Below are 21,568 nucleotides of genomic sequence, written 5' to 3' on the forward strand. Positions count from 1 at the left end.
GAAGATACTACAAAGAAGTGCATTACGTTCGAAAAAAGTTACCCTATTTATTCCAAATCGGAATATTTGTGGTAAAAGTGACTAAATCACGAATTTTTGGATAATTTCGGCAATTCCGCCGTGGTTGTTGTCCGCTTTTGTGACATAGTCGGCCACCGATTTAGCCACATCGGAAGCGTTCGCCATGGCAATTCCTACACCTGCGGCCTCGATCATGGGGCAGTCGTTTTCTTCGTCGCCCACGGCGATGGTATCCGAAAGCGGGACCTTGTAAAAATCGGCCATAAAGCGCACGGCATCGCCCTTGTTGGACTGCATGTGCGAAAATTCGAGCATTTCGGGCTTGCTGAACACGTCAAAGAGCTTGCCCGCCGTGGTCTTGCGCATCTCGGCGCGAAAATCGAGCAGGCTATCGTGATTAAACGGCGAAATGATATTCACCTTGATGGGAGGCTTTACCACCACATTGATAAAATCACCGTAGTAGTCGCGAATATCCTTGACAACCACGTAGTCCATCTTCATCAGCCGGCAATACGTCTTGAGCTGTTCGGTTTCGTATTCCGAAACTACCAGATCGCCCGAGTACGTGTGCGCGTGCATGCCCGCCTTGTGGGCCGCATCCATAATGAATTTGACCGATTCTACCGGAATGTAGCGCGTCAAAATGGACTGTTCGGTGGCGTAGTCATAAATGAGGCCGCCGTTGAAACTCACCAGGAAAAAGCCCGGCTTGTCGAAGCCGTACTTTTGCGCCAATTGCTTTGCGCTGGTCAGCGGACGCCCGGTGCAGAGCACCAGCTTGTGCCCGCGTGCAAGCATTTCTTCGATGGCCTTCATGTCCACATCGAGAATCTGCTTGTCGTCGGTCAGGAGCGTACCGTCAAGGTCGGTGAAAAGAAGTTTCATGCGTAGAATATAGTAATTCAGAATTCGGATTTCAGAATTCGGGACAACCATTGGTAGAGCCTAGAGAAGAAAGGATTGTTCTAAGCTCTAAGTTCTAAGCTCTTTTTCTATATTCACCAGTATGAGAATCGATGATTTTTTAAGCGAAGCAAGTTCCGTAGCCATTTTCGGACACGTGCGCCCGGACGGCGATTGCGTGGGTTCTACCACCGGCATCTACAACTACATCAAGGATAACTACCCCACCATTCAGGCGGACTTGTTCCTTGAAGAATTCCCCGACAGCTACAAGATTTTGCGCGGGGCAAGCGATGCCCGCTCCACATGGACGGCCGAGTGTAACAGCGGCAAGCCCTACGACCTGGCATTCCTCATGGACACCCCGAGCTTTGAACGCGTGGGCGCGAACGGCGCCGAATGCATCAAGTCAGCCAAGAAAAACATCAACATCGACCACCATATTAGCAACCCGCTGAACCTTTGCACCCTGAACCTCGTGGAGCCCGAAGCAAGTTCTGCAAGCGAGGTTCTATACGTAAACCTCGACAAGGCTAAAATCAGCCGCGACACCGCCAGTTCCCTTTACCTCGGCATTGTACACGATACGGGAGCCTTCAAGTACAGCTGCACCGGCAAGCGCACCATGCAGGTGGTGGGTGACTTGATTGAAGCTGGCGTCGACTTCGCAAAAATCGTGAATGAGACTTACTACACCCGCACCTACAAGCAGACGCTCATTACGGGCTATGCCATGCAGCAGAGCAAGCTTGGTTTAGGCGGCAAGGTCGTCTACAGCTACATTACGCCCGAAGACATGGAACGTTTCGGTGTCACGCCCGTGGAACTTTCCACCACCATCGACACCATCCGCGAAGTCGGCGGCACCGAAGTGGCCTTGCTTTTGTATCCCGTAAACGGGAAGTACAAAATCAGCCTGCGCAGCAACTATGTAGTCGATGTAAACGCCATCGCAAAAGAATTCGGCGGAGGCGGCCACACCCGTGCCGCCGGCGGCGATACAAATGACGCCCCCGAAGTCGCGATTGAAAAAATCCTGAAGTTGATAGAAAAACAGCTTTAAACCAAGAACAGCGCCACGGCCAAGAGTACAAACACGCAGCCGCTGAACCAGTTGAGGTTGCGGTTCGCTTTCGGGCTATTCAGCAGGAACTTCTTAACAGCGCCCGCAAGTAACGCGATGGAGCCAAACACAATGAAGGTCGCCAAGATAAATTCGGCACCAAAGATTGCCATTTGCAAACTCGGGTGAATCGGACGGTCCAGGCGCACGGCCGGCGGAATAAACGACAGCAAAAAGAGAATCACCTTCGGATTCGAAAGGTTCATGATGATGCCGCGAAGATAAAGCTTGCGGGCAGAAGGATGGCCGACATCGCTGGGCTTATGATTTTCATCATCTATAGCCACGTTTCCGGCGCGAACTTGAAAACTCCGGTACGCCAAATACAGCAGGTATGCAGCACCGAGACATTGCATCACAAAGAACGCCGTCGGGCTTGCGGCAACCAGCGCCGAAACCCCCGCGACCAGCAGCCCCGTCTGCACCATGATTCCCGTGCAAAGCCCCAAAATCACGCAAAAACCGGCTCGGGCGCCGTGGGCAGCACTTTGGGCAAGTACGAATAAATTATCTGGCCCGGGGGCAATCCCCACGACAAGCGCTGCGATGAAAAAATCAAGCATGATTAGTAGACGGTAGGAAGTAGGAAGTAGGAAGTAGACAGTAGGAAGTTGGCTGTAGAAGGTTTAATTCTATAGCTTATCCAAGAAGCTGTCGACATCGAGTTCGTCGAGGTCTTTTTGCAAATCGGCAAGAACATCGTCCGAAATAACCGCCGGTTGCACCTTTTCAGCATCGTTAGATGCCATGGCGCCAGCGATTTTTTCGGCCACATTTTCGAATTCCGAAGGAGCGGATCCTTCGCGCGGGCTTGGCAAGTTTTCGCCCTTTTCGGTACGTTCTTCGGCCAAGGCTTCGGAGGCATCCACCATCTTCTTGAGGGCTTCGGCGACAGCACCCATGGCACCGCCGTTGCTGACAACGGCGTCGATTGCGCGGCTGAGTTTCTTGCGGAGTCCGGCAAATTCGTCGCGATCCAGTTCTGCGACTTCGCCATGGTAATACATCAAGGGAGTCTTGCAGCGGGCGCAGCAAAACACCATCATGTTGGCGCCATCACCTTGAATCTGGGCGTCGAAAGATGTACCGCAATGCGGGCAGTCGATATGAAATTCGCTCATGTTCCCTAATTTAGAAAATGCGGGCGCATTCGTGTACCTGGCTAAAGCCAAAAAACAAACAAAAAATTATTTTTTAAGAGAAAAAGTTTAACAACCAACCAACAATTCCGAATTCTGAATTCCGAATTACGATTTTTATATGCTTTGTCAGTGGCTTTATCATTTAACGAATATCGATCTTTTTGATGGCCGTCTGTTCCGCGCTGGTACAGCAGCCATGCTCTCTATCATCCTCGTCATGACCTTCATGCCGATCTACATTCGAAAGCTCCAGAGCCTTGATGCAACTTCTGACTTCGATAAAGACGGCAAATCCAAGTCTCCCCCGATTATGGGCGGACTTCTCCTTGTCATTGTGGTAGAAATCGTGTCGCTCCTGGTATGCAAGATGAACGGCTATACCATTTCGACCCTGATTGTGCTTGCCGCGTTTTCTGCCGTGGGCGCCATCGATGACATCGCAAAAGTCAAGGCCAAGCGCCTGATCAAGCTTGGCAAGCTCAAGGCCGCCGACTACATGGACAAGGCCGACGGTATTTCCAGCAGCCTTAGACTTTTCCTCTATTTCTTGTTTAGCCTGGTCGTTGCCATTTTCTGCTACAAGTTCATCCCCGAACTCAAGGCCGACCTGACGATACCCTTCTGCCCCATCGATGTGTTCCAGATTCACCTGCCCAATTGGGTTTTCGTGGGTTTCATGACCTTTGTAATCGCCGCCTCAGCCAACGGGACCAATTTTACCGACGGTCTCGACAGCCTTGTCTCCGTGCCGATTCTTTCGAGCATGGTGTTTGTGGGCCTCGTGGCTTACGTGAGCGGCAACTTTATCTTTAGCCAGTACCTGAGCGTTCCGTACCTGCCCGGCTGCGACGAACTATTCCCGCTCGCCATGTCGATTGCAGGCGCACTCCTTGCCTACTTGTGGTTCAACAGCCCTCCGGCCGAAATCTACATGGGTGACGCCGGCTCCGTAGGCTTTGGAGCCGCTATCGGTATTATGTTCATTCTAGTGCAGGCAGGGCTTTTCCTCCCCATCGTCTGCATCATCATCATTGCCGAAGCATGCTCCGTGTTGCTCCAGATTAGCTGGTTCAAGTTCACCAAGAAAACCACCGGCGAAGGCAAGCGCATCTTCCTTTGCGCGCCTCTCCACCACCACTACCAAAAGAAGTGGGAAGGCCGTTTCCCGAGCAAGCCGCTCATGAATTCCAAGATCGTGTGGCGCATGCACCTCATCAGCATTTTCGCGCTCATCGTAAGCATGGTGATTTTCTTCGGCATTAGGTAGAATATATGGACATTATCGAAACTTTGAATGCGGCGGGTCAGCAAGAGCTGGTCGCCAAGCTTGAATCTTTGAATGGCGATGCCCGCAAGAACTTGGAGCACGACATCGCAAGCCAGGACTGGGAAGAACTGAAGGCTCTTTACACCGAAAAATCCAGTGCCTCGCTCGATGACAACGTGTCGGGCGATCTGAAGCCGATGCCATTCAAGATTGCAACCGACGACTTGCGCTACGACTTCTGGAAAGAGACTGGCGAAATTCTTCTCGGCAAGGGTCAGGTGGCCGCATTTCTGGTCGCTGGCGGTCAAGGTTCCCGCCTCGGTTTCGATGGTCCGAAGGGAATGTTCGATATCGGCCTCCCGAGCCACAAGAGCTTGTTCCAGCTGCAGGCAGAACGCTTGCAGAACTTGGCCGCACAAGTGGGCCACGCGATTCCCTGGTGCATCATGACGAGCCCGCTGAATCACGAAGCGACCGTCAACTTCTTTACCGAGCACAACTTTTTCGGTTACGCCCGCGAAAACATCCGTTTCTTTGAACAAGGTACGATTTGCGCGCTTGACCCGAACGGAAAAGCCGTCGTCGACGAGAACAACCGTTTGGCCCTGGTGCCCGATGGCAATGGCGGGTGCTTTAGGGCACTCGCCCAAAGCGGAACTCTCGCCTGGTTGATTGAAAAAGGCGTTCGCTACGTATTCCTTTACAGCGTCGACAACGCGCTTTGCCGCATTTGCGACCCGGCTTTTATCGGGGCACTCGCAAGCGAAGGCCGCAGCATGTCGGCCTCCAAGGTGGTGCACAAGGCAGGGCCCAACGAAAAGGTGGGCATTTTTGCCTTGCAAAACAACAAGCCCGGCGTTGTGGAATACAGCGACCTGCCCGAGAACTACCGCGACATGACTAACGCCGACGGAAGCCTGACCTTTGACGGCGGAAATATCGCCATTCACTTGTTCAAAACCGAAGGCTTGCGTAAGTTGCAGACGAGCAAGCTCCCGTGGCATACGGCCCGCAAGACCGTTTGCGGTATCGAAAAATGCTGGAAGTTCGAACAGTTCCTGTTCGATGCATTCCCGCAGCTGGGCACGATGATGCCGTTTGGCGTGGTGCGCGAAGAAGAATTCAGCCCAGTGAAGAACGCCGAAGGAAACGACAGTCCGAAGACTGCACGCGAAATGATTGGCAGACTCCACCGCGAATGGCTCCGCAAGGCTCATGTCGAAGTCAAGCCGAACAAGCTCTACGAAGTGTCGCCCACGCTCAGCTACGCTGGCGAAGGACTCAGCCGCCGCGTGTTCGAACGCGAACTCGGAAGAAACATTCTGGAATTCGATGAATAGTAGCCAGTAGACGGTTGGAAGTAGGAAGGATCAATGAAGAATTTCAGGTTCGTTCTGTACAAAGCGACGTTCCACTTTCTGCTCCGCCTTCCAAACGCATTCTACGCTGTACTATTCACGCTCGCTTTTCCGATTTACAAGGCGTTGCATACCAAGCGCGCTTACGGCCGCACGGTAATGCACCTCGAAAACGCGAAGGCCTATTTGAAAACAAACGTAAGCGCTCGCGACATGTTCAGAGGCATTTTCTGGAACGCACTCGATTCTTACCGCGGACTCGCCCGCTTTAAAAGTGTCGAAAATCGAATCGTTTACGAAAACGAAGAAATCATCCGTGAAGCGGTAAAGCATGGTCCAGTTGCCGGCATCAGCATTCACCAGGGTGCATTCGAGCTTTTGCACCGCGCCCTTTGCCGCTACAGCGAGCACGTGCACCTGATTACCGATTCCGTGGGTAACGACGCATTCCGCGAAGTACTCAAAGAACTCCGCAGCGACCCGCACCTGACCGAATACCACCCCGAAGAAACCGGCAAGCTGATCCGCGACCTGTTCAAGACCAAGGGGATTCTTGCGATGGTATTCGACCAAGGAAAGAATACCAAAGGCAACGAAGTCCAGCTTTTCGGGAAAGCGAGCACGCTCTACTTACGTCTCCCGCAAAAAGTGAACCAGATGGGAGCATCCGTCGTCACGTTCCGCACGTGGACCAACACAAAGCGACAAATCGTCATCCGTTTTGAAAGCGTCTATCCGCCCAAATACGACCCCGAAAAGTTCGTCAAAGACATTGCAAAGGAAACGGAGACGTGGATATCAGAACACCCTGAACAGTGGAGCTGGAACTACCACGGAAACTTTAGGGTCTAGCCCCCCAACAGCGAATCCTTGATACGCTGGAAGGTCGATTCCTGTTCTCCACTACGCACCACAACCACGATTTTGGACGTGGCATAGTGATCCGTAAAGTTAATGATATGGCTGCGTTCTTCGGTCACCGACAAGGCGGCAAGTCCGAGGTCAGCAGCCCCGGCACGAACAGAATCTATAATATCATCAAAATCCATATCGATGATTTCGAGATTGCGCCCCAGGTAATTGGCCACATAGCGGGCGATTTCAATATCGATACCAACGATTCCGCGTTTTTTGCAACGGAATTCAAACGGCGGGAATTCGGCATTGGTCGCTACCCTGAGAACAGGGCCAACAGCGGAATCTTGAGAGACATGGTATTTGGTCTGCCCCCCGATATAACTGTCGAAAATGGAATCGTAAACGCCCATGGCCCGCATCTGGATCAAGGCGATATTCACGGAATCCAACAGGCCTATATTTTCTTTTGCAACAATGCCTGCATACGATTCTTCTTTGAAGGTTTCGTTCAAGATTCGCAGCGAGGGATTTTTGCGTACAAACACCTTGGCGGGAGCATCGTCTGTGAGCACGGCGTCGATTTTGCCTTCGAGCAGGGCATTTACTGCCTGAGCGAGCGTTTCAAACTTTTCTGCATGGAGTCGGGTCGAATCTGTACCATAATCGGCAGCGTATATTTCGCCGGTCGTGCCGACAAGAACTCCTACTTTTTTGTTCGCCAAGTCGTCAATAGAAAACACCCTGTTTTCGGGAATTTCAGTTTTACTGCAACCCACAAGCAACAAAAACAGGAGAAAAGTAGCTATTTTCCAGAAGCGGCTCATTTTTACAAAAATCTCAACTTTTTATTACAATATAAGAAAATAGAGTCCAAATTCAATGGAAAAAATTGTAATAGTTGACTATTAGAAGGCAAAAACGGATTCAAAAACAGCATTTTCGGCAAAAAAATCTATTTTTACCGCAAAAAGAGAGAATCATGGCGCTAAACGAAGAAGAAGAATTCCAGCTGCAGTGGATCAACAACCACCACATGGAAGACAAGGACGAGCAGGCGCGGAAAGAAGCCGAAGAGCAAGCCGCCGCACGCCCCGCGCGGTCCCCGCGCGGGCGCAAGATGCGCCGTAACCCGGCCGCCTGGGAACTCCCCGTGCCCGAAGACGAAATCGACCTCCACGGCATGACCTCCGACGAGGCGGCAGAAGCCGTGGAACGGCGCATCGATGACCTGATGATAGCAGGCCTCAAGATTCTCAGGGTCATCCACGGCGGCGGAAACCCCAGCTACGGCAACGTGAAGCGAATCATCGACCGCAAGGTGCGTTCCGAATGGAGCAACCGCATCCAGCTGTACAAAGTCGAGCCCGACAACGCCGGTTCAAGCATCATGATCCTCGGAAAACCGCGCCCCGCCCAGGCAAAAACCACCAGAAAGCCCGCCAAGAAATAAAAATTCGACTTTTTTCATTTTTTTGCGCCTTTCCCCTTTAAATTCTTCAAGTTTTTTTCTATTATTGGACCACCGAACCGGAATATAGCTCAGCCTGGTAGAGCGCTTGCTTCGGGAGCAAGAGGTCGTGAGTTCGAATCTCGCTATTCCGATAAAAACGAAAAGGACACCATTTGGGTGTCCTTTCGTTTTTTTATTGCAACTAGCGCGAGATGAGAACTCACGAAGTGAGTTCGAAAGCGTGCGAGGCGAGCGTCGCGACAGACCGCTCGCGGGCTGTCATGACCGAGCCGATGCCGCGGACGCCGAAGGCGTCGATCTCGCTATTCCGATAAGACAAAAAGACACCTTCTAGGGTGTCTTTTTTGTCTTATATGGATTTGGCGGGATTGAGAACGAGCGACGAAGTCGTGAGTTCGACTAACTTGCCCCATGAGCAAAGCGAATATCGGGCAAGTTAGAGATTTTGGCGCAAGCCAAAACCCGAAGGGCAAAGCCTGAAACGAAGTGAAGGCTTTGTCTAATCTCGCTATTCCGCTTCCGACTTCGCCGAAAGTGTCTTCAGCAATTCCTTTTTGGTCGCACCTAACGCAAAGAACATCTTGATCATCAGTTCTAGAGAAACGCTGGAGTCCGCATGTTCCACTTTGGCATAACGAGACTGGCTTGTTTTGGCAATGACAGCCGCAGTAACCTGAGTTTCACCAAGAGACTTCCGCTTGGCAACCAACGCCTTCGCCAAGGCAACCTTCATTTCGACAATTACCATTTCAGCAGGACTCAACTCCAAAAACTCATCCACATCCCCGACTTTCCATCCTTTCTTCTGCAATTTTTCTTTTTTCAACTTATCCATAAACTAATCCTCCGCATCATAAGTTTTCAATCGTTGACGACACAACTCAAGAATTTCATCAGGCGTCTTGTTCGTTTTCTTTTCAGTCCATAGAATCACGACTATAGCGTCCGCATCAATCCGATAAAAAAATCTCCATATCTTATTTTCATCTCGAATGCGAAGTTCATGACAATGCGCTCCAATCGACGGCATCGGGCGACTCTGTGGAAGCGACAGATTCATTCCCGATTGCAGTAATCGTAACAGATATCCGGTTTCTATCCTCGCTTTTTGAGATAACGGTGGTGTCTGCGGCTGTTCATGCAGTCAATCCAATGGTTTATGACTCGGGCTCATAAAATATATATCAGATTTGACATAATATCAAGGGTTAAGGTGAATTTTTATACCCTCTATTACTATACACGCTGTTTTGGGACGTTTGAATACCGATTTCACGAAAAATTTATTTCTTTTTACAAAAAGAAATAAATTGCACCGAAATCCATAAAATCGGTCGCGAATTGCAGAAAGTATAAATTTGATTATTTATATTTGCCCCAAAATGAAAGTTTGGTGGGATTTTTATAACCGGAGGTCTTCTGTGAAGATTTTTAACGCATTGCGCAAGCGCATAACAGCATCAGCTCAGCCATGTCAGTCTGCAAGCAGCCTGCCGCGGCATTCGCTTCGCATGTTATTGGCTCTGTCCATTCTCCTAGCCCTGCTTGCAGCATGTGGCGATGAATCCTCTTCTTCTGTTTCGCCGGAACCGGGCGACGATTCTTCGTCTTCTGTCATCCCCGCCTCGAGCGGGGATCTCCAATCCTCGTCTTCTCAAAAGAGTTCCGGCAAGGATAAGTCTTCTTCCTCGATTGAAGAGAAATCCTCTAGTTCCGTAAGCGGCAAGAATAGTAGTTCGAGTGTGGTTGAGTCGAGTAGTTCTGAGTATCTTTTTTGTAACGAAGGTGATCGGGATACGGTTGTAAAGGATTGGGGAATAAAATATTATCGTTGTGAAAATAACGACTGGGTTGTAGATACAATTGTCTATGTTGATTTACCCAAGGTCTACCCCAATATGGATAGCCTTTTTGATACAAAGTATACAAAATATGGAGAGTTTGAAGATCCCCGTGACCATCAAAAGTATAAAACTTTAATTCTTCATAAGCATGATGATGATGGTAATATTGTTGACGGTGTTGTGATTGAGGCCTTTGCACAAAATTTGAATTACGGAGTGATGATAGATACTAGTGTCCTTGTACGCGATGACAACAAGGTGGAAAAATACTGTGATTTAAATGATGAATAGTTTTGTAATAATGGCTGGGGTGGTCAATATGCCTGGAGCGAGGCAATGGGGTTGCCTGCCAAATATGATTCCGTTCTTTGGAAAGATACCGTTGGTGGCTACACCCGCATACATCAGGGAATTTGCCCAGAAGGTTGGCATATTATGAACGGTTATGAGTGGAAAAATTTTACGTCTAGAGGGGGGCTTAGTCTTGCCTCGAAAGTGAACTGGGCTCCGCTGGATATGGCTGGCGCTAATTTGCTTGGTTTGTCGGTTCTTTTCAAAATGAGAGCGTATGAACTGAATTGGGGGCACGCAAGCTTTTTTTTCCCCACAGAGCGTGAATTTGATGCCGTATTTTATATAAATGTTGGTGAAAAATATGTGTATTACGGTGAACAACATGTTCTCGGAAAACAAAACCATGCTTATATTCGTTGCGTAAAGGATTATTAATCCTTTACTAATTATTTATCAAAAAGTTTAACAAAAAATAAGGGCTTTGGGGAAAAGCCCTATGGGAGTTATATATGTCCAAGAAGAACAACAAGATGTCTAAGAAAAACAATCGCAAAAATTACAAGATCGAGTCTCTTGAACCTCGCTTGATGATGGATGCGTCTATGGATGGTTAGAATCATGAACTTGATATTGCGTCAACTAACTTTAGTAATGATTTGACAACGGTTGCTTCTGCTGAATGGAAGAATTCCTATGTAGAAACGTTACAGACTAGAGATTCGTCTGACGAATATATTCAGACTAAGGCGGAAGAAAATGTGTCGTTGAGCTAACATTAGAGGCCGAAGGCCGAATCCATGTGAGTGAGACGAGCACATTTCTGGAGCCGTGGGCATTTTGAAGCCGGGGCGTTGCGGGGCGACTGAGCGCCCGTTGGAAACGTGAAAACATCTTTTTACATGGAATTCAGTCTCAATTTTGCCTAAAAAAGCGTGTATATATAAAGATAGGGACAACTCTCTATTCGCTTTTCGGGGGCTGTTCCCCGGTTTAGGAAAAAATAATGGAAAGAAATGAATTTGCTCAATTTCTCGGCAAACTCAGGAACGCAAACGATAACGGGCAAGACATTGACGCATTTGTCAAACAATACGAACACAGGAACGTGTATTTCTACAACGACGGATAGTTCTTTGACGCGTTCACGAAATCGCCGAATTATCGCCATACGGTGCAGCTGAAAAATCAGGAACAGGAGGTTTACTTTGACCGCCAGACAGTGACGTTGGTTGAAGTGGCGAAGTTTCTCAAGAACGCGAAGGACTATGTCGGCGACAACTGCCGCTTGGCTCAGTGGCTCCGCGCCATCGACACGTTGAATCGCGAAGCCGATTTCAGTGAATTTGCGAACGATCCCGTGTTCAAGCTCTTGCAAAACGAGGTGAAATTATGTAATTTCAGTTCGAGGTATCTTATGACTGTAGACATGAGCGATTTCGACCGGGCTGTAGCCGAGTATTCGACGAAAATGGATATTGCGAAGAAAATGCTTGAAAATAAAGAGCCTCTTCAAAAGATTGTTTCTTATACGGGACTTCCGGAAGCTAAAATTCGCAACTTGAAGTAAATCTTTAAACAAACGTGGCGGTCGAAAGGCCGCCGATTCCATATATGGCGTGCGGAGCAGGCTGAGCCGTGGCTAGAGTTAGGGGGATGCCTCCCCCTCCTAAAAATAATCGCAATTTTGCAATCAATTGATTGCACGCATTAGACGTTTCTTGTTTTATCTTTGGGCAAGAATTAAGGAAATTGCGAAAAATGACAAGACCACCCACTTTACAACATTTACACCACAGACACTTTACAAACGCAACTAATTGTTGTATATTTAGAGGTATGAGTACCGTGGTAACAAACATACGAATCGACAAAGAGCTCAAGGCTCAGGCAACCGAACTATTCAACGACTTGGGTTTGACGCTTTCCCAAGCGTTTACGGTTTTCCTGAAGCAAGCCATTTTGCACCACGGCCTGCCTTTTGCCGTTACAAGACCTCCGTCCAAAGAACTCCTCGAAGCCATCAAGGAAGGCGAAGAACTCGCCCACGATCCTAATGCAAAAACTTATGCTTCGTTCGATGAACTGCTTGAGGAACTGGACATAAAAAAATGAGTTCTAAAGACGGATTCAAGTATAATTTACGGATTACAAGCCGCTTCAAGAAGCACCTTAAACAAATTGCCAAAAGAAACATAGACAACGTCACAAAGATTAGCAATGTTGTCAATTCTCTGCAAAAAGGGGAAACTCTTGAAGCTCGATTTAAAGACCATGCTTTAGTCGGAAAATGGAACGGCCATAGGGAATGCCACATTCTTCCCGATCTTTTGCTAATCTACAAGATCGAAGAAAACATTCTTATTCTAGAACTTGTAGACACCGGCTCTCACGCCGATTTATTCGGGAAATAATCACCTCACGCACCTGACCGAGAATCCGAAGTTCTTGGGTTTGGACATGTAGCCGAACGCCATGGACTTGCTGGTGAGGTACCACACGCGGGCAGAGCCGGGAGCAACGCCTTCGGAGGAATCGTCAGCGCTCCAGAAGAAGGCGAACTTGGCGGTGTTGCCGTAGGTTTCGTCGTCAAAACGGTTGCCGGCGGGCATCGCCGAGAACTTGAGAGTGTCGTTGCCGTTGGTGTCGCCCGACCAGCCGTAATCGGCCTTGATCAAGTAGCCCGCGTTAAAGTCGGCGCCCGCCGCAGTCCAGAGGCTTTCAAAATCGGCATGCGTGGGCAAGCGGAATCCGGCGGGGCATGCCTTTTTGGCCGCGTCCCAGGTGTAGAGCCTACCGAAAACCATGCACTGGTCATCTTCGTCCTTGTAGCAGAAACTGCCCTCGGTTTTGTAATTCAGGTTGTCGCCCAGCCATTCGAGGCCGGCAATTTTCACCGTGCGGTACGTCTGCTTGTCGCGCGGGTCCTTGAACTCGTTTTTCTTTTTGGATTTAGGTGCCGCCGAGGCATAGGCTACAAGCAAACTTACAAATAAGGCAAGCCAAAACTTCATGGCCCAAAAATAACTAATTTTCTATTTTCTGAAAAAAAAACGGAGTCTTATGTCCTTTTCTAAAACACTCGCCATTTTCGTGTGCGCCACAGCGTTCTGCTTTGCCGCCAACGATTCGACCGCAAAAACCCAGGCTCCCGCACAGGCTAGCACCCAGGCTCCCGCAATTTCGCAAGAAGAAATGCTGATTTTCAAGACTCTACTACAAACTCCGCTTTTCAAGGACAACTTTGTACAGTCTTGCACGGTGCAATCCATGGAATGGCTCGGTGCAAGCCAGGCCGACAAGACCTGTAATTGCGCCTACAACCGCCTTGTTAAAGACGGCAAGTTCATCAACCAGATTATGAGCTCGATCAACGGTGACAACATCGATTTCGAGAAATGGGGATTCGACTTTATCGAGCCCTGCATTCCCCAGAACTACCCCGCCGAAACGGACAACGCCTTCGTAAAAGAATGCCTTAAGGCCGGCGACGTGGACAAGGCCACCTGCGAATGCGTGCTGAAATCGATCAAAAAGGATTACAGCGTGCGCGACCTGATGAAGACCGCCTTCGAGGACCAGAAAAAGCTGGAAATCGATATTATACTTAAATCGGCGCAGTGCCTTTCGAAATAATTTGAAAAAAACTATATAAAAAACTAACGGCATCCCCCCCAAGGGATGCCGTAGTTGGTGTTTGGGATGTTTGGTTTCGTACCTATAAGATAGATTCGTACGGGGGCAAAAGGTATAGTGGCAAGACACAAAGCGTTGTTGTGTTTTACAACACCCCAGGCCCCGTTTCAGTCTCAAAATGAGTCAAAAAGGCGTAATTTTTTGAAAAAATGGCATTTTTTTATTAAACAGCCCGCAATGGAATTGTTGTAAAAGACCCATTTTTAGACAAAAAAAGCCCCAAAACGGCCAAATTTTCTTTTTTCAGGGCGTTGGCACGGGTTTTGCATCTAGAAAGCGGTAAAAAAAGAGAGGAAAAAATGTCCGATTTTAATAACGATGCAGAAAAGGTGTTGGCGAAGGCGCAGAGCCTGCGCGACCGTTGCTCGCATTCCTATCTGGGTGCGGCGCATTTGGCGGTGGGGCTTGTCGAAGGCCCTGATGCCACCTTGAAGAAACTCTACAAGTCGAAGGGCGCGAAGACGAATGAGCTCCGCGGTAAGCTGGAGCCGTTTGTGCAGAAGATTCCGCGCATGGAGGGTGTGAACCCCGACGTGGAACCCGACAACGACTTGAACCGCATTTTGCGTGCGTCTGTGCAGGCAGCGCGTCAGGTGAACCGTATGGTGACCCCGGGCGATATGCTCGTGGCCCTCATGAAGTTCTCGGGCGACCGCGGCCTTGCGAAGGTTTTTGAAGATGCGCTGGGCAGCGTGGAGGTCGTGGAAACGTGGCTGTCGGATCCGTTTGCGGGTGCCGCGAATGCCGAGGAACAGTCCCCGCTGAAACTCTACGGCCGTGAACTTGTGGAAATGGCTGCCGACGGAAAGCTTTCGCCGGTGATTGGCCGTGAAGAAGAGATTCGCCGCGTCATCTTGATTTTGAGCCGTAAGACGAAAAACAACCCGTGCCTGGTCGGTGAACCGGGCGTGGGTAAGACCGCCATTGTGGAAGGCCTTGCCGAGCGTATTTACCGCGGCGACGTGCCTGACGCTTTGAAGGGCAAGAAGTTGTTTGCGCTCGATTTGTCTGCCTTGATGGCGGGTGCAAAATACCGTGGCGATTTCGAGGAACGTTTGAAAGCCGTGCTCGACGCCCTTGAAGAAGACGGCAACACGCTGCTGTTCATCGATGAAATCCACACCATCGTGGGTGCGGGCAAGACCGAAGGCTCCATGGACTTGGGCAACATGCTCAAGCCGAAACTCGCCCGTGGTGAACTGCATTGCATCGGTGCAACGACTACGCAGGAATACCGCAAGTACATCGAGAAGGATTCCGCCTTGGAACGCCGTTTCCAGCCCGTGCAGGTTGACGAACCCAGCGAAGAAGAATCGATTTCAATTCTGCGTGGCATCAAGGATGGCTTTGACGCGCACCACGGCGTGCGTCTGCACGACAACGCGCTTGTGGCGGCGGTGAAACTTTCGAACCGCTACATCAGCGACCGTTTCTTGCCGGACAAGGCCATTGACCTGATTGATGAAGCCGCAAGCCTTGTGAAGACGCAGATGGACACCGTGCCGGAAGCCTTGGACACCTTGCAGCGTAAGGAACTCCAGATGAAAATCGAGGAGCAGGCCTTGGCGAAGGAAACCGACGACACCAGCGTGAAGCGCCTGAAAGAGTTGCGCGAAGAACTCGCGACGACAGATGCTGCAGTCAAGCTGATGCAGGACCGTTGGCAGGAGAGGCGCGCGAAAAACGCCGAATTGCAGGGCCTCAAGAAATCCTTGCAGCAGGCGAAGGACGAGATGGAGCAGGCTGAAGCCCGCTACGACTTGAACCGCGCTGCCGAACTCAAGTACAACAAGATTGTGAACCTTGAAAAGGAAATCGCCGCGAAGACGGAAGAAATCAAGAAGTCCGCCGGCGACGGCGACTTGAGCGAAGAGGTGACCGAAGAAACCATCGCCCTTGTGGTGAGCCGCTGGACCGGAATTCCGGTGACCAAGCTTTGCGAAGGCGAGAAGGCCAAGTTGTTGCACCTCGATGAACGCTTGCATGCCCGCGTGATTGGTCAGGACGAGGCCGTGGAAGCGGTTTCCGAAGCAATCTTGCGTAACCGTAGTGGTTTAAGCCGCGAGAATGCGCCGATTGGCAGCTTCTTGTTCCTGGGCCCGACGGGTGTGGGCAAGACGGAACTTGCGAAGGCGCTTGCCGTGGAACTGTTCGACGACGAGAACGCGCTGGTGCGTATCGACATGAGCGAATACATGGAAAAGCACAGCGTCAGCCGCTTGATCGGTGCGCCTCCGGGATACGTGGGCTACGAAGAAGGCGGCCAGCTGACCGAAGCCGTGCGTACGCATCCGTACTGCGTGATTCTGCTCGACGAAATCGAGAAGGCTCACCCCGACGTGTTCAACACGCTGTTGCAGGTGCTTGACGACGGTCGTCTGACCGATGGCAAGGGCCGTACCGTGAACTTCAAGAACACCTTGATTCTCATGACGTCGAACCTGGGTGCCGCTCACTTCCAGAACCGCGCGGGTGATGCAAAGCCCGTGACCCTGAAGGAAATCGAGCCGGAGCTCCGCAGCTTCTTCAGGCCGGAATTCCTGAACCGTCTGGATGAAGTGCTGGTATTCCAGAGCCTCACAAAGCCGCAAATCAGGGACATCGTAAGGCTCAAATTCAAGGGACTCGCCGAACGCGCCGCCCGTCAGGATTTGCAACTGACCCTGACCGACAAGGCGCTCGATGCCATTGCCGACGGTGCCTACCAGCCGGAATTCGGCGCGCGGCCGATCCAGCGTTACCTGGAAAGGAACGTGGAACGCCCGCTGAGCCACGCAATTCTCGCCGGTACCGTGAGTGCGGCAAAGCCTGTGGTCATCGACTACGACGGGAATGCGTTCACGGTGAAGTAATTTCTCCAATCATCCCTCCTCCTAACAAAAAGACCCGCCCCAGTGATCAACTGGAGCGGGTTCTTTTTTTTGCTTTTTAGATGGCTCTATTTATTTCAACGAAACAAACTTGCCACTCACCTTCCCGTTCTGGGAAAGCGTTACGAGGTAACGACCCGAAGGTACGTTGTCGGAATTCCAAGCGACAGAATGCGTTCCTGCTTCGAGATTACCCGCAGAAAAGCTCTTCACCATAATGCCGTTAGCAGACATGACGCTGATTTTAACGATTCCTGCCGACTTTGTCTCGAACACAATACCATTTCTGCTGAAGCCCTTCAATTCTGCAGCAAGTGGGCTAACCACACTTTCCTGCACCATATCGTCACCGTAATGACGTTTAGCAAAAGCATCGCCTTCATTTTCAGAGGGGTCGTCATCAGTGGGTTCCTGATCATCTTCGGCAACAACCGGTTCCTGGCCCACACCTTCAACAGGTTCCTGTTCTTCTTCCTCTTCATCTTCTTCGGGAACCACTTCCGGAACAATCGGATCGTAATCCACTCTGACAACACTGGTTCTCTGGTGAACAATTGCGATATCAGCATAGAATCGACCATACATCAGTTTGTTAGAGGCCTGTCCGAATACAACATATGATTTAGGAGCATACAATGTTCCAGCCCAATTAATGCCGAGTGTATACAGACGCTCGCTCTGCATATAGGTAATCAGCTTGAATCCACGAGCAACCAAAGGCAGATCCTCGTTAATAATTTCGGTTCGCCAATTCAGAAAATCCATAGCAACAACCTGAGTCGCTTCGCCTGGTTTTGTAAACTCAACAGCTGATTTTCTATCCAAAATCAGTTCCTTGGCAATAAACGTTCCCGGATTGAGAACCAGTTTACCACCAGCTTCTACTTTAAGCGTCTTATACTTGTCGCTCTCCTTCCATTCAAACACTTCGCCATCCTTGACAACATGTTCAAGTTTCGGTTCCTCGTCAAGTGTCCATGTATCAAATTCATCTGAATAGGGGAAGGCTACGGTATTGAGGGCATCCGATTTTCCACGAATAGTCACATCAATATCTTTTTTAATCGGATGCTTTAACGACGGAAGCGTGTACGGGGCAACAAACCCATCAACAACCGATTTAACACGAAGCCACATTCCTCCGCGAGTATAAATGTTACGAACCTTTGCCCATACGCCAAGTATAATTGTACTTTTTGAGTCCCGAGAAGAACTAACAATATCACAATAATCCCCATCAGTTTTAGTGGAATTATAGCAGACAACACCATCGTTAAGGGCTACTCTTTCTCTTCCGAAAATAGTAATACCATCCGGAAGATCATATGATTTTTGGACAATTTCTATTTTCTTGTCATCCGATTTTAGGTAAGGATCGGTTTCACCCGGATCAAGTTTGCCATTACCATTGAGATCTTCGGCGCCATCCTTTACGCCACCATTATCAGAATCCGGATCGCGATAAGTCGGTTCACCATCACCATCGGAATCATAGTATTCAAAGTTAGTACAACCTACTTCTACCTTTTCGCCAGTCTTTTCTCCATTTTCATCAACAAGATCCACCTTCAAATTGGTACATCTATCTACCATTGCATAAATTTCATTAAAATCAGAAATTCCATCTTCATCATGGTCCCACTTATCAGGATCGGTTTTGAAGCGTTTTACTTCATCGTACGCAATGACACCATCGTTGTCGGCATCATTATTTTCATTATTCAAAAGAGGGTCTCTATTAAGCACAAAGCTGGGTTTTTCCATAACATAATAAGCTTTATATCGATAAGAATTTGCACTCGCCCAATAATGAGATCCATTATTATCGGTGTTGATAAAATGGAATACTGGATCCCCCTTTCTTACAACGCAAGTGCTTTTATCATCAGAATAGCAGAAATCATCGCCAGACGTAGCATATCCGTCGATAATCATGATATGTCCCGACCCGTTAGAATTAGTCGTGATAACCAAAATAGGTCTCTTGGCTTCAAGACGCTTTCTAAATGTCGTGACATTAATTTCATTTTCGGCATCCGATTTCATGACGTCTTTATATACTGAATGTTTCGGCATAACGCCACTTTTCAAATAATTCAATTTTACATCATTCATCTTAAATATTTCAGAATACAAAACAGGTATTACCTCATCACCCGCTCCGCCCAATACTCCCAACGGGAAATACATCAAAGGAGCAAATTCACCATTTTTCTTTGTGAAAGGATAATAATTTTTAAGAGACTCTTTCATACCAAGAATTTTGATTTCATCTTGGGTAAGATTTCCATTATAATGTTTGTTTAGAACATTAAACGCAACCGCCCAACAACGCCATTCCTCTTCTTCATTTATTGGGTCTGTGAGTTTATGAATTTCATTCCATCTGTTAGCGGCCGCTTTATTGCCCCAATTTGTTGCCAGCATTCGGGTATCCTTTCTTGCACCAAAAATCGGAGCATTGAGATAGACCATATTTTGTAATATAGATTCCTCATCTCTTTTAAAAATACAACGCAAAAGTGTTTTCTCATCTTCAAAAGATATTTCATATACAGACATGCCGTATCGATCACTAACAGAAATCACATTCCAAAGATATTCACCACTAGGCAAATCAACTTCAGCATAATTAAGATTAGTTTGTTTCTGATAGATCAGAGACTTATCTTCAGGTGAATACACATTCAAAATATATGATTCCGCACCTTCAACATTTACCCAAGAAAAACGAGGTTTTTGATTTGCGTTTAAGAAAACGACAATCCCATCGGGCATATTATAATCACGAGCAATGGGCAAACTATTATCACCGCTTTCGATTTCATTAGCGCGAAAAATTTTCCAACCTATATTATCAATATAACGGAAAAACGCTCCAACATAGTAAGATTCATACATGCCGTTTACATCCGGAACAATCGTCGGCAACGGCTCAGAATCACCCATAGTACCCTGCTTGCCCCAAGCCACATAATCAACAGTTTTTGAACCGAGAGCAAGTTTGATTTCTCCCACATTGCCAAAAGTAAGGTTCTGAACAACCGTGCTAAAATCATCTGCAGGACATTCGAGTGTAACGTCCTGGCAAACACGAAGTTTTTCGCCATGCTTCAAGGTGAAATCACCAATAGAGGCGCTATGGCTTTCTGAATTCTTAAGGACGAATCGAGACAGATTCACAGATTCTTTGCCATAGTTTTCAATTTCAACCCATGCCGAACGGGTGTCGGAATTTTCAGGCTGAATAGCCTTGAAACGCAGTTTTGCAGCAGCCATCGAAGACGGAAGTTCGCCCGTCAGCCATGCACCATTTTGCATCACAACGATATTAGGAGCGGCTTTGAAATTGCCTTTTCCCGGGTAACTATAGTCAGAATCCTTATAGAAGTCCTCACCATCGGAATAGACCATACCCAGGCTGATTCCGCTTTCGTTGGGATAAAAACCGGAAGCGACCGCGTCTACATTTATGTTAACGACGATATAATCGCTCAAGGTGTCCAGCGTGTATGTCGCATTGGGCATATAGTAGGGATAGACATTAAGCGTTCTAGAGTCATCCCTTTCAATCAGGTACTTCGCCTGAATATTATTCAGCGTTTCTGCAGTATTATTTTTTAAGCGCAGGCGCAGCGTAAGTTGTGTATTATTATTAGATTGTTCATCGAAGGCTTCAACGGTAAGGCCGCTTTGAGCCCAAATGCATGAACATACCAAAAAAACAGAGCTAAAAACTCGTTTCATTTGTTCTCCTGATTTATGTTATACTGTAAATTTGAACTAAATTATTTAGGACAAATTTAAAAACGTACCAAATATATTAATTTGGTACGAAATTTGAAAGGATTAAATTAAAGAAAAATAGCTTATATAAGTTTTTTGTAATAAACTTCTTGGAGTTTACGCAAAGAAACGAATAACTTCGTCATGAATCAGTCCGTTCGAGGCCATACTCGTGTAGCCTTCGTAAATCGGTGCGACCGGCTTGCCGCTTGTGTCAAACAGTTCGGTTTTGCCGTCGATGGTGCTGAACTTGCCGCCCACCTCCTTGAACAGGAGCGGATATGGGGCGATATCCCAAAGGGATACCACAGGGTCAATCATCAATTCGGCACGGCCGGCGGCCACCAAGTAGTAGCCGTAGCAGTCACCCCAGCCGCGGTGCAGCTTGGCTGCGCGACGCACGGCCGCGTACTTTTCGCCGTAACCTGCGGTTTCCATGGTATTCACCGTGCCCGAAAGCACCAGCGATTCAGACAATGTCGCCACCTTGGAGCAATTCACCGGCTTGCCGTCTAAGAAGGCTCCGCCCTCTTTGACCGCCCAGACCGCCGTGTTCATCGCAGGAATGCGAATGAGGCTTGCAAGCGGCGTGCCCTTGCGATACAGCGCAATCAATGTTCCGAACAACGGCACGCCGTGAATAAACGCCTTGGTGCCGTCGATGGGGTCAATGACCCACTGGTATTCGGCATCGGGATTTTCGATACCGAATTCTTCGCCAATCACGCCGAAGCCCGGAGTTTCCTTCTCCCAGAACTTGCGGGCGATTTCTTCGGTGCTCTTGTCGGCGATGGTAACAGGCGTATTGTCCTTTTTCCATTCCACGCCGACACTTGCCTGAAAATACTTCATGATATTTTCTTGGGCGAGGTCTGCGGCCTTGAGCGCGATTTTCAACAGTTCGAGATTTTCGCTTGTCGCTGCCATAACACCTC

The 21,568-nt window shown here is 48.7% G+C and carries 22 protein-coding genes, 1 tRNA gene and 1 pseudogene; 15 read left to right on the forward strand and 9 right to left on the reverse strand.

Translation table 11 applies throughout. The features are described from left to right. Positions 1–81: 81 nt before the first annotated feature. Positions 82–909: an HAD family hydrolase gene (locus BUC02_RS01915; protein ID WP_073318899.1), complete on the reverse strand. Its 828-nt coding sequence runs from the start codon at positions 907–909 to the stop codon at positions 82–84. A gap of 121 nt (positions 910–1,030) precedes the next feature. Here BUC02_RS01915 and BUC02_RS01920 point away from each other — a divergent pair, with 121 nt between their 5' ends. Next, positions 1,031–1,990 (forward strand): DHH family phosphoesterase, encoded by a 960-nt coding sequence (locus BUC02_RS01920; protein ID WP_073317880.1) that lies wholly within the window; start codon positions 1,031–1,033, stop codon positions 1,988–1,990. Here BUC02_RS01920 and BUC02_RS01925 read toward each other — a convergent pair. Both BUC02_RS01925 and BUC02_RS01930 read right to left on the reverse strand, forming a co-directional pair. Then, positions 1,987–2,613 carry a LysE family translocator gene (locus BUC02_RS01925; protein ID WP_073317883.1) on the reverse strand — a complete coding sequence of 209 codons (627 nt, stop codon included), beginning with the start codon at positions 2,611–2,613 and terminating at the stop codon, positions 1,987–1,989. The two genes, BUC02_RS01920 and BUC02_RS01925, sit on opposite strands and share 4 nt — an antisense overlap. A 69-nt stretch (positions 2,614–2,682) precedes the next feature. Beyond that, positions 2,683–3,171 (reverse strand): zinc ribbon domain-containing protein, encoded by a 489-nt coding sequence (locus tag BUC02_RS01930; protein WP_073317886.1) that lies wholly within the window; start codon positions 3,169–3,171, stop codon positions 2,683–2,685. Positions 3,172–3,310: 139 nt separating this feature from the next. On the opposite strand from BUC02_RS01930, the gene mraY reads away from it, so the two are divergent. Genes mraY through BUC02_RS01945 form a run of 3 tightly spaced genes read left to right on the forward strand, consistent with a single transcriptional unit; the run spans position 3,311 to position 6,669 of the window. After that, the gene (mraY, locus tag BUC02_RS01935) at positions 3,311–4,459 is read left to right on the forward strand and encodes a phospho-N-acetylmuramoyl-pentapeptide-transferase (protein WP_073317889.1); all 1,149 of its coding nucleotides are present in this window, start codon (positions 3,311–3,313) and stop codon (positions 4,457–4,459) included. 5 nt (positions 4,460–4,464) lie between these two features. Continuing rightward, on the forward strand, positions 4,465–5,799 hold the full coding sequence (locus tag BUC02_RS01940) for a UTP--glucose-1-phosphate uridylyltransferase (protein WP_073317892.1): 1,335 nt from the start codon (positions 4,465–4,467) through the stop codon (positions 5,797–5,799). A 33-nt stretch (positions 5,800–5,832) separates the two neighbouring features. Next, positions 5,833–6,669, forward strand: coding sequence for an LpxL/LpxP family acyltransferase (locus BUC02_RS01945; protein WP_073317895.1), 837 nt, complete (start codon positions 5,833–5,835; stop codon positions 6,667–6,669). Here BUC02_RS01945 and BUC02_RS01950 read toward each other — a convergent pair. Next, positions 6,666–7,397, reverse strand: a complete 732-nt coding sequence (locus tag BUC02_RS01950; RefSeq protein ID WP_170930572.1) for a transporter substrate-binding domain-containing protein — start codon at positions 7,395–7,397, stop codon at positions 6,666–6,668. The two genes, BUC02_RS01945 and BUC02_RS01950, sit on opposite strands and share 4 nt — an antisense overlap. Before the next feature lie 257 nt (positions 7,398–7,654). Between BUC02_RS01950 and BUC02_RS01955 the strand changes: the two genes are divergently transcribed. Together BUC02_RS01955 and BUC02_RS01960 are read left to right on the forward strand one after the other, a co-directional pair. After that, positions 7,655–8,125 carry a Smr/MutS family protein gene (locus tag BUC02_RS01955; protein WP_073317901.1) on the forward strand — a complete coding sequence of 157 codons (471 nt, stop codon included), beginning with the start codon at positions 7,655–7,657 and terminating at the stop codon, positions 8,123–8,125. A 78-nt stretch (positions 8,126–8,203) separates the two neighbouring features. After that, positions 8,204–8,277: transfer RNA gene (locus BUC02_RS01960), tRNA-Pro, on the forward strand. Between the two features lie 377 nt (positions 8,278–8,654). Here the strand turns inward: BUC02_RS01960 and BUC02_RS01965 are convergent. Further along, positions 8,655–8,981: a helix-turn-helix domain-containing protein gene (locus BUC02_RS01965; protein WP_073317904.1), complete on the reverse strand. Its 327-nt coding sequence runs from the start codon at positions 8,979–8,981 to the stop codon at positions 8,655–8,657. Between the two features lie 3 nt (positions 8,982–8,984). Beyond that, positions 8,985–9,290: a type II toxin-antitoxin system RelE/ParE family toxin gene (locus BUC02_RS16710; protein ID WP_217653063.1), complete on the reverse strand. Its 306-nt coding sequence runs from the start codon at positions 9,288–9,290 to the stop codon at positions 8,985–8,987. A 277-nt stretch (positions 9,291–9,567) separates the two neighbouring features. Here BUC02_RS16710 and BUC02_RS01975 point away from each other — a divergent pair, with 277 nt between their 5' ends. The 7 genes and pseudogenes from BUC02_RS01975 (at position 9,568) to BUC02_RS01995 (ending at position 12,695) form a co-directional block, all read left to right on the forward strand. Next, complete coding sequence (locus BUC02_RS01975) at positions 9,568–10,281, forward strand: hypothetical protein (protein WP_139260973.1); 714 nt, start codon at positions 9,568–9,570, stop codon at positions 10,279–10,281. Between the two features lie 45 nt (positions 10,282–10,326). Then, on the forward strand, positions 10,327–10,719 hold the full coding sequence (locus BUC02_RS01980; protein ID WP_139260975.1) for a fibrobacter succinogenes major paralogous domain-containing protein: 393 nt from the start codon (positions 10,327–10,329) through the stop codon (positions 10,717–10,719). A gap of 74 nt (positions 10,720–10,793) precedes the next feature. After that, positions 10,794–10,898 (forward strand): LEPR-XLL domain-containing protein, encoded by a 105-nt coding sequence (locus tag BUC02_RS15795; protein WP_139260977.1) that lies wholly within the window; start codon positions 10,794–10,796, stop codon positions 10,896–10,898. A gap of 389 nt (positions 10,899–11,287) precedes the next feature. Next, on the forward strand, positions 11,288–11,413 hold the full coding sequence (locus BUC02_RS16610) for a hypothetical protein (RefSeq protein WP_256375135.1): 126 nt from the start codon (positions 11,288–11,290) through the stop codon (positions 11,411–11,413). Positions 11,414–11,443: 30 nt separating this feature from the next. Continuing rightward, positions 11,444–11,851: pseudogene (locus BUC02_RS01985) on the forward strand (PD-(D/E)XK nuclease family transposase); the annotation flags it as partial. 269 nt (positions 11,852–12,120) lie between these two features. Continuing rightward, positions 12,121–12,396, forward strand: coding sequence for a type II toxin-antitoxin system RelB/DinJ family antitoxin (locus BUC02_RS01990; RefSeq protein ID WP_072977381.1), 276 nt, complete (start codon positions 12,121–12,123; stop codon positions 12,394–12,396). Continuing rightward, entirely contained in the window at positions 12,393–12,695 is a 303-nt protein-coding gene (locus BUC02_RS01995) for a type II toxin-antitoxin system YafQ family toxin (protein ID WP_073317916.1), read from the forward strand. Before BUC02_RS01990 ends, BUC02_RS01995 begins: the two co-directional genes overlap by 4 nt. On the opposite strand, the gene BUC02_RS02000 is transcribed toward BUC02_RS01995, so the two are convergent. Next, positions 12,696–13,295, reverse strand: coding sequence for a fibrobacter succinogenes major paralogous domain-containing protein (locus tag BUC02_RS02000; RefSeq protein WP_073317919.1), 600 nt, complete (start codon positions 13,293–13,295; stop codon positions 12,696–12,698). It lies immediately after the preceding gene. 49 nt (positions 13,296–13,344) lie between these two features. Here BUC02_RS02000 and BUC02_RS02005 point away from each other — a divergent pair, with 49 nt between their 5' ends. Together BUC02_RS02005 and BUC02_RS02010 are read left to right on the forward strand one after the other, a co-directional pair. After that, a complete protein-coding gene (locus BUC02_RS02005) occupies positions 13,345–13,917 on the forward strand; it encodes a hypothetical protein (RefSeq protein ID WP_073317923.1) in 573 nt (190 codons plus the stop codon). A gap of 359 nt (positions 13,918–14,276) precedes the next feature. Further along, a complete protein-coding gene (locus tag BUC02_RS02010; protein WP_073317926.1) occupies positions 14,277–16,829 on the forward strand; it encodes an ATP-dependent Clp protease ATP-binding subunit in 2,553 nt (850 codons plus the stop codon). A gap of 90 nt (positions 16,830–16,919) precedes the next feature. Here BUC02_RS02010 and BUC02_RS02015 read toward each other — a convergent pair whose 3' ends face one another. Together BUC02_RS02015 and hisN are read right to left on the reverse strand one after the other, a co-directional pair. After that, a complete protein-coding gene (locus BUC02_RS02015; RefSeq protein ID WP_073317929.1) occupies positions 16,920–20,594 on the reverse strand; it encodes a FlgD immunoglobulin-like domain containing protein in 3,675 nt (1,224 codons plus the stop codon). A gap of 156 nt (positions 20,595–20,750) precedes the next feature. Then, positions 20,751–21,560: a histidinol-phosphatase gene (hisN, locus tag BUC02_RS02020; RefSeq protein ID WP_073317932.1), complete on the reverse strand. Its 810-nt coding sequence runs from the start codon at positions 21,558–21,560 to the stop codon at positions 20,751–20,753. Positions 21,561–21,568 lie beyond the last annotated feature (8 nt).

This window comes from Fibrobacter sp. UWOV1 (genome assembly GCF_900142495.1).
Lineage (GTDB): Bacteria > Fibrobacterota > Fibrobacteria > Fibrobacterales > Fibrobacteraceae > Fibrobacter.